This window comes from Aestuariispira insulae (genome assembly GCF_003385955.1).
In the GTDB taxonomy this organism is placed as follows: domain Bacteria; phylum Pseudomonadota; class Alphaproteobacteria; order UBA8366; family Aestuariispiraceae; genus Aestuariispira; species Aestuariispira insulae.
In genome coordinates, this window is sequence record NZ_QRDW01000004.1 from 1 (window position 1) to 21230 (window position 21230).

The following is a 21230-nucleotide window of genomic DNA, read 5'->3' on the forward strand; positions in this document are numbered from 1 at the left end:
AACCAATCTGGAAGGAAAAGTTCGTAGACTGAACCTGACCTGACAGAACACCGCGTCAAAGCCGGTAACTGTCAGACGGAGTCTCGACTACTACATATAATCCCATGACGGACTGGGTGCCGATCGCTGTTGCCCAGATTACTTTCTCTCAACTATATGCCAGGTATGATGACCCGCGTTTTGCGACCTGGACCCTGGCCTCAGGTTTAATGACCGAGGCCGCCAGGCCGTTGAAGATTGCCTATGTTGGCAGACCCGGAAGTCTGGAGGATATCCTGCTTCGGCGTTTGGAAAGAACATTTGATACCGCTTTTGGCCGTTTGCCCCTGGACCAACCAAAAATCCGTTACAAGGCCTTGCTGAATGGAGAAGTTGATTTGCTCGTTGAGCAGCCTGGCGACGTCAAGGATCTGCTTTCTTCCAACCGCATTCGGCCTGTACTGACCTTTCTATCCGAACGCGCACCCGCATTTCCTGATGTTACATCCATGTCGGAGGCGGGGCTTAAGGGAGAGACCCTGCTGCGCTATCGTACCTTCTTCGTTCAAAACGGAGTGCCGGAATACCGAATTGCCATATTGGAAGATATATTTTCGCGTGCATGGAAACATCCCGATTTGCAAAAATTCAACCAATCCAAATATATGAAGGTCGTGGACGGCTATCGGAACCGAAAACAGGCTCTGGAATTGTTGGAGACCACCATCAAAACCTATCAGGGCTTCCGGCCGGATAGTTAAAAGGCAGCCTCCAATCCAACCCATTAATCCCCCATTACCGTGCCTTCACGCCTGGGATCAGCGCCGCCGGACAATCCACCCTCGTGGATCAGGATCGCGTGCAGACCGCTGTTCAGGTTGCGGATTTTTACTTCATGGCCCATGGCTTCCAATATTCCCTTGAACTGAACCGCTTCTGTGCCTTCTTCCAGGTCGGTCGCCCCGTTGCGGTTGACGAAATGGCCAAGGCTGACTGCTTGCTGTGGATGCATGCCCCAATCGAGGATCGCAACAATGGTCTTAGCGACATAGTTGATGATGCGGCTGCCGCCGGGGGAGCCGACCAGCAGATAGGGTTCACCATCCTTCATCACGATGGTCGGGGCCATGGAGCTGCGCGGGCGTTTGCCACCTTCCACCCGATTGGCAATTGGGCGTCCATCGGCCTCCGGTGCGCGTGAGAAATCGGTCAGTTCATTATTCAAAAGGAACCCGCGCACCATGATCCGACTGCCGAAGCCGGTTTCAATGGTGGTCGTCATGGAAAGCGCGTTGCCATAGCTGTCCCGGATGACAAGATGGCTGGTGCCGGGGCGTTCGGGATCGGTATCGGGGGACCGCAGGGAAGCCTCTTTCCAGGGAGGATTACCGGCGATGGCTTTTTCCATTGCCTTGTTGCGGTTGACCCGCTGCGCGCGCGTCGTGAGATAGGCGGGGTCAAGCAGCCCGGAGGACGGCACCGAGACATAATCGGCATCAGCGATGTAAAGCGCCCGGTCTGCATAGGCCAATTTGGCCGCTTCGACAAATTGATGTACGGAATCACTGTTGGGCCCCTGGCCCGGCAGATTGAAATGGCTCAATACGCCGAGGATCTGGCCGACGCTTAACCCACCAGAGGTCGGCGGACCCATGCCGCACACCTCGTAACCGCGATAGGGCAGGCAGACCGGCGTTCGGATCTTGGCCTGATAGCGCTCCAGATCAAGCAGGGTAAGAATGCCCGGGTTTTCTGCCGGTATGCTGACAGCCTTGACGATATCGCGGGCAATTTCGCCCTTGTAGAATACATCGGCCCCGCGTTCAGCGATCAATTGAAGCGTATCGGCAAATTCCGGGTTTTTTAGAAGGGTTCCGGCCTTTTTGGGGCTGCCATCCGCTTCAAAGAAATAGGCGCGGGCTTCCGGGAACCGGTCAAGCTGGCGTTTTTCGCCTGCTGACCCGGCGATTGAGGAGGCCATGCGCGGGGAGATCTCAAATCCGTCTTTGGCAAGGGTGATGGCTGGCTCAAACAGACCCTTCCATGCCTGTTTTCCATGAATCCGGTGGGCCGTTTCCAGCATGCGCACGGTGCCCGGCACCCCCACAGAACGGCCACCGATCACCGCCTCCCAAAAGCCTTTTGGCTGGCCATCCGGACCCAGGAAATAACCGGGAGAGGCTTTAAAGGGAGCGGTTTCGCGACCATCAAAAGCCTGGAGACTGCGGCTTTTAGCGTCCCAGTAGAGAAGGAAAGCACCGCCGCCGATGCCGGAGGATTGTGGTTCGACCAGGTTGAGCACCATTTGCGCGGCAATAGCGGCATCGACGGCGGTGCCGCCATCCTTGAGTACGTCATAACCCGCTTTTACTGCTGCCGGATGGGCGGCAGCGATCATGAAGTCGTTTGCCGAAACGGACTGGGTTCGGTCTTGTCGGCCATAGGTTTCCTCGGGCTGGATATCCTGCGCCAATAAGGGGGTAGCCGCGAGCAATGCGGCCATACAGGCTGCCGTGCGGCGTATGCCGGTCCACCAAGTCATGAAACTCTCTCCCCGAAATTGTTTTTTAACATTCTAGAGCATATGGGGAGATGATTGCCAGCAGGCAACTCCCGATTGCGTTTAACGGCTGGATAAGGCCAAACCGACACCGCCACCCATGAAGAGCCCGCCAATACCTTTCGAGAGCCATTTCCTAACACCAGACCTGCGGATCAGGCGCGAGAGATTCTTGCCGCCGGTGGCATAGATCATCATGCAGAGAAAGGCGATGACGGAAAGAACCAGGGTCATTTCCATATAAAGCAGGAAGCTGCCATTCTCACCCTGTATGAATTGCGGGAAGAGGGCGGTGAAAAAGACGATCGCCTTTGGATTGCCCATGGCTACGACAAAGGCTTGGTAAAACAGCTTCCATCCGGATTGGCTTTTTCCCAACTTGGCTTCAACCTCGGGGGCGGGCATCGGATGGCGCCACATCATGTAACCGATATAGAGAAGATAAGCGGCTCCGCACCATTTGATGATCTGGAAAACCCATTCCGAGGCAAACAGGACAGCGCCGAGCCCGGTTAAAGCCAGTGAGGCCTGGATGCCGCTTGCGACGGTATTGCCGGCAGCAGTCATCAGCGAATGGCGCAGGCCAAACCGCATGCCATGTGTCAAGGCGAGCAGCATGCTGGGCCCCGGGATGATTGAGGCAATGAAGATGGTCGCACAATAGGCGATCCAGAATTCCGCTGACATGATGATACCCCCGTTTGTTCGCTTATTCCCGCTATCATCTGTGAAAGCTGTTTCGGGGACAAGAGGAATAGCGGGGGTGAAGCACAAAAGATCGTGCATCCAGCAGGCAAGGGTTGCTATAAGGCGAAAATGGACAGGAAAGATAAAAACTCAGCCCGGAAAAGTCTTCGGGAGGCCTTCATCAAGGCACATGGATATGGTGATGCGGTGGTGGAAGCCTTGCCTGCGGATGCGTCCGCCCGAACCTATTACCGTCTTCGCCAGGGCGACAATACGGTCATGTTAATGGATGCGCCGCCTGCAACTGAGGATTCAGCAGCCTTCATCCGCATCGGCGAGCATCTGGCCGCGCTAGGCCTGAGCACGCCGGCCATCCATCAGCGCGATCTGGAAAATGGCTTCTTGCTGGTCGAAGATTTCGGGACCGAGAGCTACAACAAGCTCTTGCGCCAGGGAGAACCGGAAGAGGGGCTCTATGCGTTGGCGGTGGATGTCCTGGCGCATCTGCATAACCACCCGGATTCTGCAAAAGTGGAGGTGCCGCCCTATGATCTTGATTTCATGCTTATGGAAGTGGGGCTTCTGACCCAATGGTACTGGCCGGTGGAACGGGGCGATGCTTGCCCGGATGAGATCGAGCAATCCTATCTGGAAATCTGGAAAGGGCTGTTTGACCGGGCACCGGATATCGATCAGGAATTGGTGATCCGGGATTTCCATGTCGATAACCTGATGATCCTGAAAGGGCGCGAAGGCATTGCTGCCTGCGGTATTCTCGATTTCCAGGGGGCTTTGATGGGGCGTGCACCCTATGATTTGATGAGCCTGCTGGAAGATGCCAGGCGGGATATGCCGGAAACGCTGGCGCAGGCAATGATGGCCAGATATCTGGACCAGCGTCCGGGACTGGATGTTGATAGCTTCCTTCATTGGTTTGATCTGCTGGGTACCCAGCGTCATGCGAAGATTTTGGGCGGGTTCATGCGCACCTGGAAGCGGGATGGCAAGGACGGCTATCTGCAATTCATGCCTCGGGTCCGTCGCCAGTTGGCAGCCAAACTGGCCAAACCGGCGCTAAGGCCGCTTGAGGCCTGGTTCCGTGACCATTTTCCCGTGATCTGGGATTAATGACTGCCGGCGACAGGGATTTCCTGTGCATAGAGTGCATTATCCAGCGTCGGGTCGACCGGGTCCTTCATCACTTTGCTGCACCGTCGGTAGCCGTTCTGGTCGGAGAGACAATAATGGCCGGTGGTCAAATAGCTCTCTGCGATGGCACCGAGTGAAACGAGGGCCAGAAGAAACAGGCCGCAAATCCGTTCTATTCTGATTCTCTTGCTCATGATCTTTCACCAACATTCTGTTGATCTGAAACATCCTGGTTTATGAGAGTTTCAGAGCTGGTTTAGATCACGCAAAATCGATGCCAAAGAATAGATTGCTTATTTTTCAGGGTAGAAGGCGATATGTCCTTTTATCGTCGACATTTCGTCATAGGGCTTTTCGTAGCTCCAGGCGGCTTTATCACCGTCCAGAGACCAGTAGCTGGCGTAACCCTTGAAAGGACAATATGTGTTGTCTTCAAGGCGGGTCAGACGATCTAGCGCAACATCCTGTCGGGGGATGTAGAGGACCGGCGGATAACTGGCTTCCCTCAATATGAGGGCATTCCGGCTTTTGGCCAGGGAATGGCCCCTTCTTTCAACAATGACTTCCTGGTCACAGGGCTCAATGGTGATCTTGTGATCGGGATGTTTCAAAAAACCGGGGGCGGGGTTGGCTGCGGATGTTTCGGGCATGAAGCGATAATCCTCCGGGGATCAGTCATTAAAACTGAACAACTGATATGGGATGGTTGATCAGGAATGGAAGGGGGCGGACACCGATTAAGATTATGCTAAGAACTGCCGTGTAAAATCCAGGGAAGGTTTGATCGAAGACTGCCCGGCCCTAACGGGCAGAGAACGGCCCGAAACGGGCGGCGACTAACAAGGTGGAAAACCATGCGCGTTCTGACTGGCATTGTAGATATTCTTGGTGACCTTCTCATTCATGCATACAGATCTTACAGTGCCGCAAAGGCCAACCGGGAGATGCAGGAAGCCCGCGAGGCGCAGCGCATGCCCCATGAACTGGACCGGAAAGCTGTCTATTTGAACCAGATCGCCCGGGACGCCATCGACTGTGTCGATGACCCCTGTGTTGCCGCGACCACGATGATGTGTGCGATAGCGGATCGGGGGCGGGGTCTGGAACCGGCTCAACTGGATAAAATACAGGCGTATATCGCGCAACTTTTCTCGATCTCCGCCGTTGAAGCGGGGGATTTGCTGTCATTGGCACGCTGGACGATGCGTTCGGCGCATAGTGTGGAGGATTGCCTGAACCGTTTGGGTTTTGTCATTCATCAGCGATGCAGTCCTGAAGAAAAGATCCAATTGTTGGAGATGCTCCATTTCGCTGCCTCGCTGGGACAGACGGCCCATGAGAGGCATTACCAGGCTATCACCCGTTTGAAATACCGTTTGGGTATTTAGTTGGACAAAATCAAAAGATCAAATCTGATCCGCTTCTTTTAACAGCCAATTCCTGAAAAGAACTGCTTCGGGCTTGTGCTGGGGTTCCTGCTCAGGTTGCAGGATGTAATGTGACTGTTTAACGGGGATCGCAACATCCTCCTTTGTCAGCAACCGCCCGGTTTTCAGATAGGGTTCCGCAAAGGATCGAAGCACTATGGCGGCGGCCGGTGCACTGGCTGCCATTTCCAGGGCCGCCAGGGAGGTGTCGACATTGATGTGGTTTGGAATCTCTTTCCTTGCCTCTCCGACAAGCTTGAAATACCGGCTCCACATATCCTCCAGCCCCATCACATGGATCAATTCACCAGCCGCGGGGGCTGCTGCAATAATTGGATTATAGACCAGGATAGCATCATCATTTTTCAACAGATGGGCATCAAAGCCTGCCCATTTCCCATCACCAAACCGGATATCAATATCGGTTCGGTCTGCGGCCAAATTCTCTGCCCAAATGGCAGAACATAATCGGACATCGATATGGGGGTGATCGGCACGAAAATCCTTGATCCTGGGGGAGAGCCAGGAAACGGCGAAGGATATCGGAGCGCGGACAGTGACCGTTGAATGGGCCTGGCTGCCAAAAAGACCGGTGGTGGTCATGGAGAGGTCTTCAAAAGCCTTACGGACCGGGGGTAAGTAAGCCCGGCCCATATCGGTGAGCTTCAAGCTGCGCGATAGCCGTTCGAACAGCGGATAGCCCAAATGCTTTTCCAGTGAGCGTACCTGGTTGCTGACCGCCGCCTGGGTCAGGTTCAATTCCTCGGCGGCAGCCGTGAAACTGCAATGGCGCGCAGATGCTTCAAAGGAGCGGAGCCAGGATAAGGGGGGAAGCTTATAGGCCATGATGGAAAACCGTATGGAAGAAGGCTGGATCTGGCACAAACCAATCAGGGGCCTCAGTGGCTGAATTGATTGTTTGTGCTTCTTTGGCCGGCACCGATAATCGGAACCAGCATTTGTTGAACACATAACAGGAAAAAGAGACCGCGAGAATAGCGGATCGAATTTGGGAGATCGGGAATATGAAAATCGGCTTCATTGGATTGGGCAATGTGGGTTCGAAACTGGCGGGAAGTGTTTTGCGCAATGGTTTCGACCTGACTGTCCGCGACTTGGATAAGTCATTGGCAAAGCCTTTCCTGGATAAAGGGGCCCATTGGGCCGAAAGTCCGAAGGCAATGGCGGAGCAAGTGGATATCGTCATTACGTGCCTGCCGTCCCCGGCGGCGAGTGCGGACGTGATGGAAGCAGTCGATGGCGTGCTGGCCGGTCTGTCTGAGGGCAAGGTCTGGCTGGAAATGAGCACCACTGATGAGGCGGAAGTGCGCCGCTTGGCCCGCCTGGTGGTGGAAACAGGGGCCATGGCCATGGACTCCCCTGTCTCGGGTGGCTGTCATCGGGCCGATACGGGGAATATCTCGATCTTTGCCGGCGGCAGCCGGGAGGCATTTGAAAAAGTTCTGCCGGTATTGAAGACCATGGGGCGGCGGGTCCTTCATACCGGTGAGTTGGGTTCTGCATCGGTCTTGAAGGTGATCACCAATTTTCTGGCGACTGTTCATCTTGTGGCCTCCTGCGAAGCGCTGACAGTGGCCAAGCAAGCGGGAATGGACCTCAATGTCGCCTATGAGGCGATTAAGATCTCGTCGGGCAATTCTTTTTCCCATGTAACCGAGAGCCAGGTGATCTTGAATGGCAGCCGTGATATTAATTTCACCATGGATCTCGTGGTGAAGGATGTTGGCATTTTCGACGATATTGCCAAACGCCTGGATGTGCCGCTGGAGGTTTCTCCGCTGGTGCTTGGCATTTTCAAGGATGGTGTCGAAAAATATGGTCCCAGGGAATTATCGCCCAATATTATCAGAAGGCTGGAAGAGGCATGTGGCTCCAAAGTGCTGGCACCGGGCTTTCCGGCCTATATGGTCGATGACGAGCCGGAAGAGCCTGGCTATGAGGTGGTCGTCGAGCATAGAAAAGATCAGTAACTGTTTATAATGTTTCGGAAAAGGCGGTCTTTGGCCGCCTTTTTTGGTGCGTTTAGAGAAAATGCGGTCGCTTTATGACGACGTGGATTGTCTGTCCGGGTATAGACAGGATAGAGAATGCAACAGACCCCAGTCTGGAGAGTGATCGTGGCGGCATTATCCGATTTGCAATTGAGAGCGTTTCCTGAGCCTCTGGCCGGAACTGTATCCGTACCGGTCCTGTCTCAAGATCAGCTTGCAGCGATCGAGGCCGACGCCGACAAGATCCTGGCCGAGATTGGCATCGCCTTCCGGGATGATCCCGAAAGCCTGGCGCTGTTAGATGGGATGGGCGCGAAAATTGACGGCGATATCGCCCGAATGGACGGTGCGGCATTACGCCGTGTGATATCGTCCGCGCCATCAAGCTTTGCGATTAAAAGCCGGAACCCGGATCGGGATCTCATGGTCGGAACCGGAAAGCGGGTTTTTGTGCCCAGTTATGGCACGCCCAATGTCCGGCATCTTGATGGCAGCTATGGCCTGGGAAGCCTGGCGGATTATCACATGCTGGTGCGTCTGGCCCATGACATGCCGATTATCAATCATACTGGAACGCTGCTTTGTTTCCCCCATGACCTGTCAGAAGGGCATCGCCCATTGGAGGTGGTCGCCGCACATCTTAAGTTGTCCGACAAACCGTTCATGGGTTCTGTTCTGACCCCGGATGGTTGTGCGGATGCGATTGACCTGACCGCAGCGGTGGTCGGGGATGACGAAATGGACCGCCATTGTTACCTGATGCATCTGATCAATTCTAATCCGCCGCTGGTCTATGTGGAAAAGGCCTTGAAGACACTCCGGACTGCGGCCATCCGCAATCAGGGTTGCCTGGTGACCGCCTATGCCATGATGGGGGCCTCTTCCTCTGTCAGCCTGATGGGGACACTCGCCCAGCTTTATGCGGAAGTTATGGCCGGGGCGGCGTTGTCCCAATTGGTGCGGCCGGGCGCACCGGTCATTGGCGGGATCTATGCCATCCCCTTTTCCATGCGTTCCATGATCCCGGTTTTTGGCGATCCCGTCGCGGCACTGGCCCAGATGGCCGGATGCCAGCTTGTTCGCAGGCTGGGACTGCCGACAAGGGGTGAGGGGGGAATAACTTCTTCAAATACTTTTGACGGGCAGGCAGCCGCTGAGAGCGCATTCAATATGACTGCAAGTTTTCATGCCGGTGCGGATTTCATACTCCATTCCGTTGGTTGGTTGGAAAACGGCCGCACAATTTCGATCGACAAATTCGAACGCGAATCCGATTGGTTGTCGACGGTGATCGGCCATCCGGACCATTCAGAAAAACCGCCCGTTCCTTTGACGCAATCACAAGAACAGTCTTTGTCAGCCTTGTTGAAGGAACTCCGGCACCGCCGGTCTGAATGATCTATCGGGCGGAATATCGATAAAAATAATCCTGTCACAATTGGGCGCTATCGGACCGGGACGTTGCGGCCTCGTTCAAAATGGCTGGACATGTTCCTTGGAATAAAGGTTCCGGATTATGTGTTTATCCTCACCAGTCTGGCACGATTGTTTCTTGGATCGAAACAATCTGTTTCATTCTAGCTGGCTAAAAAAACGCTGAAGTTGGCCTTATGTGTATCGGCGTGACATCACAGTAACGAGGATTTGGGCATGGCCCTTAAAAACACCAAAGATCAATATGGCTCTGTTGCCAAATGGATGCATTGGATCAGTGCGCTGACCATCATTGGTCTGTTTGCCCTGGGCCTGTGGATGCGCAGTCTTTCTTATTATGATCCCTGGTACAAGGATGGGCCCGATCTTCATCGCAGCATCGGTGTCGTTCTGGCGGTTTTGATTCTGGCGCGCCTTGTCTGGCGGTGGATGAATCCGCAGCCGCATGATCCCGCTCATGCCCGGTGGGAGCGGGTTGTCGCGTCCTGGACCCATGGGCTGTTTTATGTGTTGCTGTTTGCGCTCTTCATTGCGGGATTTCTGATTTCCACAGCAGATGGCCGCTCTATGGATGTCTTTGGCCTTTTCTCAATTCCCTCTGTCATCAAGCAGGCCGGGTTGGAGAAAACCGCTGGCGAGATCCATGAAATCCTGGCCTTCACTGTGATCGGGCTTGCCGTTTTCCATGTGATCGGTGCTCTCAAACATCATGTGATCGACAAAGACCGAACGTTGCTGCGCATGTTACCGGAACGGAAAAAATAACCGATGTGCGATCGGTTTTACCCTAACCAACCTGTCCAACTAGAATTGTAATTTAACAAGGAACCGAACGATGAAAAAGGCTCTTATTCTGTCTGCTGCTTTGATGGCCGGTATTGTAACCGGCGGGGTGACAAAGGCTGATACCTATGTGATCGATACAAAAGGTGCTCATGCTTCGATTAATTTCAATATCAAGCACCTGGGTTATAGCAACCTGCGCGGCCGCTTTGACAAGTTTGAAGGTGAGTTTACTTTTGACGAAGCGAACCCGGAAGCATCCAGTGTCTTGGTTACCATCGACACCAGCAGTGTGAACAGCAACCATGCGGAGCGTGATAATCACCTGCGCAGTGCTGATTTCCTGAATGTGAGTGAATACCCGACCGCCACTTTCAAAAGCACGAAAGTTACCGTTAATGGTGACGGTCAGGGCGTGATCACTGGTGACCTGACCTTGAATGGGGTGACCCGTTCCATTGATATCGTTGCCAGTCATGTTGGTGGTGGACAGGATCCGTGGGGCGGCCATCGCCAGGGTTTCACCGGCACCACCACCATTGCACTTGCCGATTATGGCATTGATTTCAATCTGGGCCCGGCTTCCAAAGAGGTTGAACTAACCCTGGAAGTGGAGGGAATCAAGCAATAACACTTAAGTATGTGGTTTTTAAAAGCCCTGCTGTCTGCAGGGCTTTTTTTTGTCCCTGATCGATTGTATCTGTATTAATCGGGGAAAAAATTGAAAAGGGCGATCAAGTGTCATGAAGGCTCTACCGACATTGAAACAGCTGCGCCATCTGGTGGCAGTTGCAGAATTTGAGCATTTCGGCAAGGCGGCGGAAGCTTGTTTCGTGACCCAATCCACGCTCAGCGCCAGCATCAAGGAATTGGAGACCATCTTGGGATCCACCCTGATTGAGCGGACCAAACGTTCGGTCATGGTCACGGCGCTGGGTCTTGAGGTGGTGGAGCGGTCGCGCAATGTATTGCGGGATGTCGAGGATATCGTTGACCTTGTGGCGGGCAAGGGCGAGCCGCTGACCGGCAATCTGCGCATGGGGGTGATCCCGACGATTAGCCCGTTCCTGTTGCCCCGTGTGATGCCGACCTTGCGTCGGGCCCATCCGGAACTCAGGCTCTATTTGCGCGAAGACCAGACGGCCCGGATCCTTGAAAAACTCGGCCAGGGTGATCTTGATCTGGTGTTGATCGCCTTGCCCTATCCGATGGATGGCATCGAAACGCTGACCGTTGCCGATGACCCTTTCTTTGTTGCCTTTCCCAAGGGGCATCGGTTTGAAAACCGGGAGATGGTACCAACTGAAGCCTTGGCTGAAGAAGAGCTTTTATTGCTGGAAGAAGGCCACTGCCTGCGAGAACATGCCCTGAGCGCCTGTCAGCTGATAACGGCGCCGCGCCGGGAAGACGGTTTCCAAGCGACCAGCCTATATACGCTGGTACAAATGGTTGAAAGCGGCCTCGGGCTGACCCTTTTGCCTAAAATGGCGGTGGATGCGGGGCTTTTGCAGGGAACGAAATTGCAGATCAGACCCTTGGAAGGTCGCACTGCTTCCCGCGAAATCGGTTTGGCCTGGCGAAAATCCAGCAGCCGGGATCACGAATATCGAATGCTAGGGGACATACTGCGTGAAGAGCTGGCAACGCCTGTGCCCCCAACCGGACGAAAACCGAAATAGCAATTGTGGTGGATCCTTCGGATCCCGGCAGGCCGGTTGGGTGGCGGCCTGCCGGGATGTGCTGCTGACTTAAAAGGCAAATACAGCAGCATCTGGGGGAGGTCTGTTAAAAGAGCTGCCTTTCGAAGATCAGCATGGCCGATTTCGATAAATCAGGGAAATGGGTTATTTCTTTTTAAGAAATCGATAAGAGCGATTATTAGTGCGGCTTGAAATCAAGATGCAGCCAATTCGCCGCTCCCAGACCGGCGGTCAGACCAGTCGCCAGGCAGGCATTGAGGAGATAGCCCCCGGTGGGCGCTTCCCAATCGAGCATTTCCCCAGCGCAAAAGACACTGGGGCGTTTCCTGATCATCAAATTATCATTCAGTTCCTGGAAGCAGACACCACCGGCGGTGCTGATGGCTTCATCAATGGGGTGAGGTTGGGTCAACGGGATTGGCAGTGCCTTTACTGCCTGCGCCAGAAGGTGGTTATCTTCGAAGGTTTGTTTATCGGTCAATTCCCGCAGGAGGCCGGCTTTCACCCCTTTGAGCCGCAGGGTCTTGCGCAGATGATTGGCTTTGGAATCGGCCCCCCTTGGGCGTTCCAGGCGCCGGAATATTTCTTGTTCGTCAATGTCGGGCAGGAGATCGAGATAAAGATCAGCCTTGCCGTCTTGCGCGATCTGATCGCGCAGCCTGGCCGACAGCGCATAAACCGCGCTGCCTTCGATGCCGCGATGGGAGATGACAAATTCGCCTTGTAACCGCGTATCCTTTGTCGAGAGGCAAACGGTCTTAACTGGTTCGCCGGAGAATTTGCCCCGGAAATGATCGGACCAATCGACCCCAAAACCGCAATTGCTGGGGCGCAGCGGTTGGATTGCAATCCCAGATCTTTCAAGAACAGGGATCCATGCGGCATCTGAACCAAGCTTGGACCAACTGCCACCGCCCATGGCCAGAATGGTTGCGGAAGTGGGGTATTCTTGTCTGCTGCCATCGGTTTCAAAACAGAGGGTATTGTGATCCGACCAACCGACCCAACGATGACGCCGGTGAAACTGGACACCATTCCTGTCCAGCCGTTCAAGCCAGGCTCTCAGCAGGGGGGAAGCCTTATAATGGGTGGGAAATATGCGACCTGAACTCCCGACAAAAGTTTCAATGCCGAGTCCTGCGGCCCATTCCTGCAGCAATTTGGGTGGGAAGCGATCAATGGAGCCCTTCAGTTTTTCCTGCCGGGCGCCATAGCGTTTCAGGAAACTCTCATATGCCTCTGCATGCGTCAGGTTCAGACCACTTTTTCCCGCCATCAGGAATTTTCGACCAAAGGAAGGCATGGCGTCGTAAACGTGAATTTCACATGGATAGTCCGTCAGGGCCTCGGCAGCCATGAGACCTGCCGGGCCGCCGCCGATGATGGAGACTACCGGGTTACCTTGCTCGGTCATGGATATTGGGAACCAGTTTTTTTATTCATTTCCCTTTTGGTTCTACCGGAGCCTGGATGGGGAGGCAATGAATTGATGTTATTGGCAATGTTGTCCTGATCAGTTCGGTAGGCGCAATTTTATCTTTATTTGTTAAATATTTGCAGGCTTTTTAGGCGTTTACGGGCCTCTCGATTGAATGCTATTTTCTAATCCATACAGGTGGTTTGGGTCCCGGCCGTTCAATGGGTAGACGTACCGGGGGCAATCGGGAAATCTTGTGCCGTTATTGATTTTCCGAACCGGCAGCCCAAGCCGGTTTTAGTGTCGTTCAACCATGAAACAGATATTGCGAAGAGTCGTTTCATCGCTGCAAACGAATGACGATGCCATCATTGTCGAGCGCGGTGAGATCAATTTGGGGAAGCGTCTCATGGCCTGGTGGCAGGGACGGGATCTGGTCACCCAGACGGGGGCCGGCCGTTCATCTGCGTCCAGACGGTCTGGCAAGACAAAGCGCGCCAGACCAAAAGCCAAGGGACCGCGCGTTGGGAAACCCACCAACGACCTATCGCGCAATGCCCCGTCTGTTCAAAAGGCCAAGGCTCAGGCAGGGGCTGGGGAAGAAACTGCAGAATCGTCGAAGAAAAAAGAAAACCCGGCGGGGCTTGCCACGCGCAAGAGTGACAAGATGATCCGCAACAGTGCGTCACCGATCCGGGATATGGATATGGCGGATCTGTTGGAGGTTATGTGGGATGCACCGGTGCGGACACCGGGCGGCATAAAGGGGGCCGTTGACCTGCTAGAGCCGGTTATCCAGAATCTGAAACCGTTCAAGGAGGTGTTGGATATTTGCGCCGGAGACGGCCAAGTGATGGATTATCTGCGTGAGCATCATCAGGCGGTTACCGTGGCCTATGACACCAGTGAATTGTTATGTGACCAGTCGCGTGGGGAGGTGCGAAACTATGCGCCGCGACGGGCTAATTTCGGGGCCGAACGGTTTGATTTTGTCTGTGCGCTGGAAGGCATGCAGGATGAAGAGGACCGGGAAGAGATCCTAAAGGCCGCGACGGATGCCATGAAGGTCGGCGGCAAGATGCTGTTGGTGGATGCAATCGGTGATGCGCCTAACGGCAAAGTGCCTTATCTGGCCCGTCATGACGGGTTTGAGGCCCCGGTGCTGTCGGCCCGCTATTACAAAAAAATTTTGGCCGATTGCGGGCTTAAACTGATCGGTACCGAGAATATCACCCAGATTTATCAGCATCGGTTGAAAATGGGATGGGCTAAGGCAGCGGAATTGTTCCGGACACGCCGGATGGATGAAAGATCGCGTGATATTCTCAAAGAGCAATCCGTTCATCAGTTCGACCGGTTGAAATCGCTGCATGAACGCCATGCCAAGATCATGCGGCTTGAATTGACCAAATAAGGCCTTCTCATCCGAATGACGGATTGGAACAGCCGCACCAGTTTGTTACATAGCGGGTTCGAACCGTTTTCCAGACAGTTTCCGGAGCCGCCCATGACTTGGCAAAATACCCTCCCATTTTTTAAAGATGGCCGCTGTGACACGGTAATGGCGCGTGTCCGTGCCGAGGTCGAGGCCGGTAAAGAGGTCTTGCCCGCTTGGGATAAAATTTTTCGTGCCTATGACGAGATGACGCCGGAAGAGGTGAAGGTAGTAATCCTGGGACAGGATCCCTATCCGACGCCGGGACATGCCCATGGTTTGAGTTTTTCGGTGGAGGCGAATGTCCGCCCTTTGCCCCGGTCGCTGAACAACATTTTTAAGGAGTTGGAGACCGACTTGGGGATCGCCCGACCGGAGCATGGCAATCTTGAACATTGGGCGCGGCAGGGCGTGATGCTGTTGAACAGCAGCTTGACTGTCGAGGCTGGTAATGCCGGTTCCCATGCCAAATATGGCTGGATGGAACTCACGGATGAGACGATCAGCCATCTTAGCGGCCAATGCGAACATGTGGTTTTCATCCTGTGGGGCGGTCATGCCCGCAAGAAGAAGGATCTAATTGATCTATCAAACCATCTGATCATCGAATCCGCCCATCCGTCGCCCCTGTCGGCATCGCGCGGTTTTTTCGGCAGCAGGCCATTCTCGCGCGCTAACCAGTATCTCAAGGCCCAGGGCCGAAACCCGATCAGATGGGGTTAACCCTTTAACCGGGCGTGGGCTGTTGGTTTGTAAGCACGGACCTGGATCACCTGATCCTGTAAGCTCAGAGCGGCCTGCAGATCAGTAAATTCATCCGAAGTGATGATGTCGGCATCAAAAGCACGCTGTGCCTGGGTGGCCAGAGGCTCTGCCGGAATCTGACCGACTTTCAGGGCGGCGCGGATTTTCTGGCGGGCCGGTTTGGATTTCATCAAGGCCGCCTCGGCTGCCATCATCTGCCCCAGACCTTCTTCCTCCGGATCGGGTAGATACATGTCGCCACAGATTCGCTCCCGCGTTGGCCCCCTATCAAGAATGGCATTGGCAATTTTTGCGCCGATCCGGTCGGAGGGCGGTTTTTGCCGACGGCCCAGCGGGAAGAGCAGGGGGCGGAGCAGATACCCCAGCCATCGGTTGGGCATGTTGGCCAGGATGCCGTCAAACGCTTCTTCAATGTGATAGTTAGCTTGCGTGCAGGACCAGTCGAGGAGATGGCGGTCATCTGCCTGACACCCTTCATCATGGAAGCGTTTCAGCGCGGAAGAGGCGATATACATCCAGGAAAGCGCATCCGCATAGCGGCCACTCAGCTTTTCCCGCCGTTTCAGAGCGCCGCCCATGCTGGCAAGGGCGATATCCGTGAGCAGGGCAAAACCGGCACTATACCGGTTGAGTTTCCGGAAATACCTGGCCTCCGGCCCGGACGAGGGCGTGGCAGAGCCGTGGCCGTTTGTCATGCCTAGAACCAGGCTGCGGGCGGCATTCCGGCTGACAAAATTGATATGATCGAAAAAGGCGTCGTCGAAGGATTTTATATCGCCTTTGGCTATGGCGTGCATCTCACGCTGGATGAAGGGATGGCTGCGAATGGCACCCTGGCCGAAAATGATCATGGATCGGGTAAGGATATTGGCCCCTTCCACTGTGATCGCGATCGGGACCGCGTTATGGGCCCGCGACAAGTTATTCCCGGGGCCTCTGCAAATGCCGGAACCGGCAGCGATATCCAAGGCATCAGTGACTGATTGGCGCATTGAATCGGTGAGATATGCCTTCACAATAGCAGAAACCACTGACGGTTTTTCTCCGGCATCGACCGCACCACAGGTCATGCGTCTGGCCGCGTTCATCCAATAAGCGTTTCCGGCCATGCGGGCCAGGGGTTCCTGAATACCTTCAAATCGACCTATCTGCATGTTGAACTGTTCGCGGACACTGGCATAGGTGGCGGAATGGCGGCAGACGGTCTGGACGGCGGAAACCGAGAGCGAGGGCAGCGATATCGATCGGCCCGCTGCCAGACAATCCATAAGCATCATCCAGCCCCGACCGACACCGTCACGCCCGCCGATCACCTGATCCAGGGGGATGAAAACATCTTTGCCCAGGATCGGCCCATTTTGAAAGGGGATGCCCATGGGATCATGCCGTTCCCCGATGGTAATGCCCTTCACATCCCTGGGAATCAGAGCGCAGGTGATGCCTAGATCCTCGTCGTCGCCGAGCAAATGGTCCGGGTCGTATAGACGGAACGCCAAGCCGATACAGGTCGCAACCGGTGCCAGTGTAATATAGCGTTTCGACCAACTGAGCTGGATGCCGAGCGTTTTTTTGCGGCCAATGGTTTTCTCAACAATTGTACCGATGCTGCGGCTGGCTGCGGCATCGCTGCCGGCATGGGGTTCGGTCAGGGCGAAGCATGGAATGTCCCGGCCGTCGGCAAGGCGGGGAAGGTAATGTTTGCGCTGTTTGTCCGTGCCGTAATGCAACAGCAATTCCGCGGGCCCCAGCGAGTTTGGCACCATGACGGTAACCGCAGCGGTGATAGACCGGCTGGCCAGTTTCACCACGACGGCAGAATGTCCAATGGCGGAAAACTCCAGACCGCCATAGATCTTGGGAATGATCATGCCGAAGAAGCCATGTTTCCGCATGAAGTCCCAGATTTCCGGCGGTAGGTCACGTTTTTGCTGAATCTCCCAGTCATCCAGCATTTTGCAGAGCTGTTCAACCGGTCCATCCAGGAATGCCTGCTCTTCGTCGGACAGGGGGGTGATCGGGAAATCCATCAGTTTGCGCCAATCCGGCTGGCCGGAAAATAGATCGCCATCCCACCAGACGGTTCCGGCTTCCAGCGCTATACGCTCGGTTTCCCCCATGCGGGGCAGCAGGCCTTTAACAAATTTCATGAGGGGTTTTGTCACCATTTGGCGGCGCAGGTTGCCAAGGCCGGTTACAACGGCAATTGCCGCCATGATCAGCCCTAAGAGAGGGAGCAGAAATCCGTCTGTTCCCCCTTGTTGCGCCCAGGCCGCAAGAAGCAGCACTGCTGATACGGTCCAGGCGACATAGCCGTAACCGAAGAAACAGAACAAAACCAAAAGAACAACTGCCAGGAGGATCAATAGGGCTGTCATTTCACGGTTTCCATTTCATTATTGGCTGATGGGTCAATTCCTGAGCGGCCTGCCGGTTTTCAGTATATGGCTTACTCTGTCCTGGCTGGCCGGCATACGGGCCAGGGAGACGAACTGATCCCGCTCCAATTCCAACAGTCGGTTGCCTGAGACAGGTTTCAGATGATCGGTATCGCCGCCGCTCAATGTGATGCCCAGATGTTTTGCCACCACACTATCATGGGCTGTCACCAAGCCCATTCGTTTGAAGCCTTCAACGGCCATTTCCAAGGCGGCGCGGGCCGTCTCGCCGGGAAGATAGATGTTTGCCGGTTCCGGTGGCCTGTAATCGTCAACCATGGCAAGCGCGCGTGCCTTGGCATCGGCCAGCAGACGGTCCCGGTTCATGGTGATGCCGTCACCGTCGCGCAGGATCAGCATCTCTTGTGCTTGTGCGGCGGATTTTGCGACCTTGGCGGTTGCGATCATCTCAAAACTGTTGATGACAGGCGGCATCGGACCGCGGGGTTTGGTTCTGTCCTGGGACCAGCGGAATAACATTTCCTTGCAACCGCCCCAGCCGGGGATGACGCCGATTCCGGTTTCCACCAGGCCGGAATAGGTTTCCGCATGGGCCTGGATAGCGTCACAATGCAGCAGGATCTCGCAGCCACCGCCAAGGGCCATGCCGGAGGGCGCGCCGACAACCGGGAAGGGGGCATGTTTCAAGGCATCAAAGGTTTCCTGGCCTTGTTTGATCAAATAGCGCACGGCAAACCATGCCCGGATTTTCATCGCCCCCAATAACAGGCCCACATTGGCGCCAACAGAGAAATTGCTGCCTTCGTTATAGATCACCAGGGCTCGATAACGGCGTTGGCAAAGCTTGATCGCTTTGCGGATCATGCTGAGGGTGAACGGGTTTAGGGAGTTCATCTTGCTGGTGAATTCCAGGCAAAGCACGCCATCACCGATGTCCCAGAGGTTGGCGGACATATTCCGCGCAACGGGTTTTGAGGCGTGTTTGATATCGGCCAGCAACAAAATCCCGTCGGGCCGTTGAAAATCGCGATAATCACCGGTCAGGTCGAGATATTGTCTCTGTCCACGGTGAGTTCGGTAGAAGGAGCGATTACCCGCGGTCTGGATCAGGGGCGGGACATCGATCCCTTCTGCCTGCAGGCGCTCCCGAAACCAACCGGTACCTAATTGGTCGATCAGTTCAAACGGTCCGTATTTCCAGTTATACCCCTGGCGCATGGCCTCATCGACAGACAGAATGTCATCAGCAATTTCCGGCACCAGGCTGGCAGCATAGGCTAGAACCCGCAACAAAACCCATCCGGCATATTGTCCGGCCTGATCAGGATGGCCGATGAAGGCCTTCAATCCTTTCTTCCGGGCCAGCTGAACGCTTTCCAGTTTCGGTTTTTGCGCCTTGGCATAGTCACCGGTGGTTAGGTTTATCGCTTCCTTGATTTTTTTATCCGTGTCCGGTTTCAACCGATAAAAACCGCCTTTTCCCTTTCGACCGGTATAGCCATCGGCAATCATTTTATCCAGCAAAGGGAAATCCCGGTTGACCGAATGAAACGGGTCGTCCGGCGGCAGGCTTTCCTTCATGCTCGAGAGAATGCGCGGCATCAGGTCCAGGCCAACCATGTCAAGCAATCCGAAAACCCCTGTCTTTGGGATGCCGCAGGGGCGTGACAATGCAGCGTCGGCCGCTTCGATCGGCACCCCGTCATCCAATGCTTTGGCAACGGCGCATTGCAGCCAGAAAATCCCGATCCGGTTGCCGATGAAACCTGGTGTATCGTGGCAATTCACGACGGATTTCCCGAGCTTACGGTCGGCAAAGGATCGGATCATCTCCAACGCATCGGATTTGGTATCCGGTCCGGCCACCATCTCGAACAGCCGCAGATAGCGGGGCGGGTTGAAGAAATGGGTGATCAGGAAATCCTGCGAGAATTTCTTCGGCATCCCTTTCACGAGATCACCCAGCGGGATGGTTGAGGTATTGGAGGAGACAATAGAGCCCGGTTTTCGGGCCAACTGGATCTGTTTATAGAGGCGGCGTTTAAGCTTGATATCCTCAATAATGGCTTCAAGGATCCAGTCGCATTCAGCCAGCCGGTGCATGTCATCTTCGATATTGGCTGGCGTGATCAATGCCGCATTCGAAGGATGCATGAAAGCTTCCGGGTCAGATTTTAGCAGCTTTTTTATCGCTGTCTTGGCCAGAATATTCCGGTCTTCTGCACCTTCGGGCACGATATCGAGCAAGATGACCGGTATGCCGGCATTAGTGATATGGGCGGCGATGCTGGCCCCCATCACTCCCGATCCGAAAACGGCGACTTTGCCGATCTTTTTCATTACGCGGCCTCCAAAATGGTGGCGATACCCTGACCTCCGCCGATGCATTGGGTGGCCAGCGCGATCTGCCCGCCGCCCCTGGCGAGCAAACTGGCGGCCTTGCCGGTAATGCGGGCACCGGTCGCGCCGAGCGGATGCCCGATGGCGATCGCGCCGCCATGGAGATTGACCTTCTCCTGGCTGAGGCCCAGATCTCCCAAACAAGCCAGGGCCTGGGAGGAGAAGGCTTCATTTACCTCGGCAATGTCGATATCCTCGACCTTTAACGCTGCGCGTTCCAGGGCTTTTCTGGTGGCAGGCACGGGGCCGATGCCCATGATCTCCGGGGCACAACCCGCAATCGCGATGCCTCTGATCCGGGCAAGAATGGTAAGACCGTTGGTTATTGCATAATCCTTGCTGCAAACCAATGTGATGCTGGCGCCGTCGGTCAGGGGTGAAGAGGTGCCGGCGGTGACGGTGCCTGTCCGCTCGAAAGCAGGCTTAAGGGCAGCAAGCCCTTCCAGGTTGGTATCCGGGCGGATGCAGCCGTCTTTCACCACCATGCCATCCTCTGAGGTGATCGGAATGATCTCTTCCTTGAAGGCTGATTGCTCATCGGCTCTTGCTGCCTTAATATGTGACTGGACTGCGAAACCTTCCTGTTCTGCTCGGGAAATCTGGTATTTCTGGGCGACGTTTTCCGCCGTTTCACCCATGGAAATATAGGAGGCTGGAAATCTCTTATACAGTCCCGGATGGGGCATTGGGTTGAAACCCATCATGGGGACGCGCGACATGGATTCGACGCCGCCACACAAAAAAGCCTCGCCGGCATTCATCTGAATGGCACCGGCAGCCATATGGATGGCATACATCGACGATCCGCAAAAACGGTTGACGGTGGCGCCGGCGACCGTCAGCGGCAGGTCTGCATTAAATGCTGCCAGTCGAGCCATGTTGAGGCCCTGTTCGCCCTCGGGGAAGGCACAGCCCAGAATAAAATCCTCCAGATCATTAGGATCAACGCCGGTTCTTTCCAGAAGACCGCGTATGACCTGGGCCATCAGATCATCCGGCCTGACAGAGGCGAGCGCTCCTTTGGTTGCCTGCGTGAAGGGAGAACGCGCATATCCGCAGATAACCACTTCTCTCATGTCGCTTCTC

General features: G+C 54.9%; 19 protein-coding genes. 10 read left to right on the forward strand and 9 right to left on the reverse strand.

Features of this window, described 5'->3' with window-relative positions; genetic code table 11:
- Positions 1–104 precede the first annotated feature (104 nt).
- Positions 105–740: a tripartite tricarboxylate transporter substrate-binding protein gene (locus DFP90_RS10950; RefSeq protein ID WP_181905304.1), complete on the forward strand. Its 636-nt coding sequence runs from the start codon at positions 105–107 to the stop codon at positions 738–740.
- A gap of 23 nt (positions 741–763) precedes the next feature.
- Here DFP90_RS10950 and ggt read toward each other — a convergent pair whose 3' ends face one another.
- A complete protein-coding gene (gene ggt / locus DFP90_RS10955) occupies positions 764–2521 on the reverse strand; it encodes a gamma-glutamyltransferase (RefSeq protein WP_115936536.1) in 1758 nt (585 codons plus the stop codon).
- 81 nt (positions 2522–2602) lie between these two features.
- On the reverse strand, positions 2603–3226 hold the full coding sequence (locus DFP90_RS10960; RefSeq protein ID WP_115936537.1) for a LysE family translocator: 624 nt from the start codon (positions 3224–3226) through the stop codon (positions 2603–2605).
- A 129-nt stretch (positions 3227–3355) separates the two neighbouring features.
- On the opposite strand from DFP90_RS10960, the gene DFP90_RS10965 reads away from it, so the two are divergent.
- Complete coding sequence (locus DFP90_RS10965) at positions 3356–4354, forward strand: aminoglycoside phosphotransferase family protein (protein WP_115936538.1); 999 nt, start codon at positions 3356–3358, stop codon at positions 4352–4354.
- On the opposite strand, the gene DFP90_RS10970 is transcribed toward DFP90_RS10965, so the two are convergent.
- Both DFP90_RS10970 and DFP90_RS10975 read right to left on the reverse strand, forming a co-directional pair.
- Positions 4351–4569, reverse strand: coding sequence for a hypothetical protein (locus DFP90_RS10970; protein ID WP_115936539.1), 219 nt, complete (start codon positions 4567–4569; stop codon positions 4351–4353). The genes DFP90_RS10965 and DFP90_RS10970 overlap by 4 nt on opposite strands.
- 99 nt (positions 4570–4668) lie before the next feature.
- Positions 4669–5025, reverse strand: a complete 357-nt coding sequence (locus DFP90_RS10975; RefSeq protein ID WP_115936540.1) for a DUF427 domain-containing protein — start codon at positions 5023–5025, stop codon at positions 4669–4671.
- 204 nt (positions 5026–5229) lie between these two features.
- On the opposite strand from DFP90_RS10975, the gene DFP90_RS10980 reads away from it, so the two are divergent.
- Complete coding sequence (locus tag DFP90_RS10980; RefSeq protein ID WP_115936541.1) at positions 5230–5763, forward strand: tellurite resistance TerB family protein; 534 nt, start codon at positions 5230–5232, stop codon at positions 5761–5763.
- An 18-nt stretch (positions 5764–5781) separates the two neighbouring features.
- Here the strand turns inward: DFP90_RS10980 and DFP90_RS10985 are convergent, their stop codons facing one another.
- Entirely contained in the window at positions 5782–6648 is an 867-nt protein-coding gene (locus DFP90_RS10985) for a LysR family transcriptional regulator (RefSeq protein ID WP_115936542.1), read from the reverse strand.
- Between the two features lie 179 nt (positions 6649–6827).
- Here DFP90_RS10985 and DFP90_RS10990 point away from each other — a divergent pair, with 179 nt between their 5' ends.
- The 5 genes from DFP90_RS10990 to DFP90_RS11010 all read left to right on the forward strand — a co-directional run bounded on the left by DFP90_RS10990 (position 6828) and on the right by DFP90_RS11010 (position 11710).
- Positions 6828–7793 carry an NAD(P)-dependent oxidoreductase gene (locus tag DFP90_RS10990; protein ID WP_115936543.1) on the forward strand — a complete coding sequence of 322 codons (966 nt, stop codon included), beginning with the start codon at positions 6828–6830 and terminating at the stop codon, positions 7791–7793.
- A 117-nt stretch (positions 7794–7910) separates the two neighbouring features.
- A complete protein-coding gene (locus DFP90_RS10995; protein ID WP_115936544.1) occupies positions 7911–9212 on the forward strand; it encodes a trimethylamine methyltransferase family protein in 1302 nt (433 codons plus the stop codon).
- Positions 9213–9464: 252 nt separating this feature from the next.
- Positions 9465–10013 carry a cytochrome b gene (locus tag DFP90_RS11000; protein ID WP_115936545.1) on the forward strand — a complete coding sequence of 183 codons (549 nt, stop codon included), beginning with the start codon at positions 9465–9467 and terminating at the stop codon, positions 10011–10013.
- Positions 10014–10083: 70 nt separating this feature from the next.
- Positions 10084–10662, forward strand: a complete 579-nt coding sequence (locus tag DFP90_RS11005) for a YceI family protein (RefSeq protein WP_115936546.1) — start codon at positions 10084–10086, stop codon at positions 10660–10662.
- 112 nt (positions 10663–10774) lie between these two features.
- On the forward strand, positions 10775–11710 hold the full coding sequence (locus DFP90_RS11010; RefSeq protein WP_115936547.1) for a hydrogen peroxide-inducible genes activator: 936 nt from the start codon (positions 10775–10777) through the stop codon (positions 11708–11710).
- 199 nt (positions 11711–11909) lie between these two features.
- Here DFP90_RS11010 and DFP90_RS11015 read toward each other — a convergent pair whose 3' ends face one another.
- The gene (locus DFP90_RS11015; protein WP_115936548.1) at positions 11910–13145 is read right to left on the reverse strand and encodes a TIGR03862 family flavoprotein; all 1236 of its coding nucleotides are present in this window, start codon (positions 13143–13145) and stop codon (positions 11910–11912) included.
- A 316-nt stretch (positions 13146–13461) separates the two neighbouring features.
- Between DFP90_RS11015 and DFP90_RS11020 the strand changes: the two genes are divergently transcribed.
- Both DFP90_RS11020 and ung read left to right on the forward strand, forming a co-directional pair.
- Positions 13462–14562 (forward strand): methyltransferase domain-containing protein, encoded by a 1101-nt coding sequence (locus DFP90_RS11020; protein WP_115936549.1) that lies wholly within the window; start codon positions 13462–13464, stop codon positions 14560–14562.
- A 93-nt stretch (positions 14563–14655) separates the two neighbouring features.
- A complete protein-coding gene (gene ung / locus DFP90_RS11025) occupies positions 14656–15306 on the forward strand; it encodes a uracil-DNA glycosylase (RefSeq protein ID WP_115936550.1) in 651 nt (216 codons plus the stop codon).
- On the opposite strand, the gene DFP90_RS11030 is transcribed toward ung, so the two are convergent.
- Genes DFP90_RS11030 through DFP90_RS11040 form a run of 3 tightly spaced genes read right to left on the reverse strand, consistent with a single transcriptional unit; the run spans position 15303 to position 21220 of the window.
- A complete protein-coding gene (locus DFP90_RS11030) occupies positions 15303–17723 on the reverse strand; it encodes an acyl-CoA dehydrogenase (protein ID WP_115936551.1) in 2421 nt (806 codons plus the stop codon). The two genes, ung and DFP90_RS11030, sit on opposite strands and share 4 nt — an antisense overlap.
- A 33-nt stretch (positions 17724–17756) precedes the next feature.
- Complete coding sequence (locus DFP90_RS11035; protein ID WP_115936552.1) at positions 17757–20084, reverse strand: 3-hydroxyacyl-CoA dehydrogenase/enoyl-CoA hydratase family protein; 2328 nt, start codon at positions 20082–20084, stop codon at positions 17757–17759.
- A complete protein-coding gene (locus tag DFP90_RS11040) occupies positions 20084–21220 on the reverse strand; it encodes a thiolase family protein (protein ID WP_115936553.1) in 1137 nt (378 codons plus the stop codon). Before DFP90_RS11040 ends, DFP90_RS11035 begins: the two co-directional genes overlap by 1 nt.
- Positions 21221–21230 lie beyond the last annotated feature (10 nt).